Source organism: Sphingomonas endophytica (genome assembly GCF_001476895.1).
Lineage (GTDB): Bacteria > Pseudomonadota > Alphaproteobacteria > Sphingomonadales > Sphingomonadaceae > Sphingomonas > Sphingomonas endophytica_A.
Genome location: NZ_LDTB01000158.1, coordinates 1 through 813, shown reverse-complemented (window position 1 = coordinate 813; position 813 = coordinate 1). Strand labels below are relative to the sequence as shown.

2 protein-coding genes are annotated in these 813 nt (G+C 66.5%); both read right to left on the bottom strand.

Annotated features, from left to right (window positions below):
* The coding region (locus NS334_RS16505; protein WP_058756985.1) for a CsbD family protein at positions 1-365 on the bottom strand (365 nt) is incomplete at its 3' end.
* A 72-nt stretch (positions 366-437) separates the two neighbouring features.
* The coding region (locus NS334_RS16500) for an SDR family NAD(P)-dependent oxidoreductase (protein WP_153002797.1) at positions 438-813 on the bottom strand (376 nt) is incomplete at its 5' end.

Here is an 813-nt window from a genome sequence, read left to right as displayed (position 1 = left end):
CGCCAGCGCGACGGCGGCGGGCGGCGTGGCTGACGCGTCATCAACAGCGCGAGCGCAAAGCCGATGCCGCCGGCGATCAGGAGCGCGCCGAGCGGATTGTCCTGCACCGTCTGCGCCACCGCCTTCTGCCCGCTGCGAACGGTCTCGCCGCGATGCTCATAGGCATCCTTGGCATAGTTGACCGCGGTATCAGCCGCGTCGCGCGCGGCATCCTTGGCCTGGCCGTAGAGATCCTGCACGGTGCCGGCAGCCTCGCGTGCGCGGCCCGAGGCCTGTGTTTGCGCATCACCGGTCGCATCGCCGATTACGCCTTCGGCCTTGCCCGCGCATTCCTTTGCCGTTCCGAAAATCCGTTCCTTGTCCATCACATCTGCTCCCTGAAATTGTCAGGGAGCTAACCGCGGAACCGCGCGCAGTTTCCTTTAGCTCTTCTGGAGCTAGAGGATCAGCCCGCCGTCGACGACGATGGTCTGGCCGACGATGTAGGAGGCGAGCGGCGACGCCAGGAACAAAGCGGCGCCGGCCATGTCGGCGGGCGTGCCGAGGCGCTTCAGCGGAATGCGCCCGAGCGCGCCTTCGAGCCGCTTGGGATTGGCGGTCGTGGCCTTGGTCATCTTGGTGTCGACTAGGCCCGGCGCGATGCCGTTGACGCGGATGCCGTTCTCCGCCCACGCTTCGCCAAGCGTGCGCGTCAGCCCGACCGCGCCGGTCTTCGAGGCGTTGTAGGCCGGATTGCCCATGGTGGAATGATACGCCGCGGTCGAACTCACGATGATCAGCGAACCTTGGCTCGCGCTCAGCATCGCATGGAAT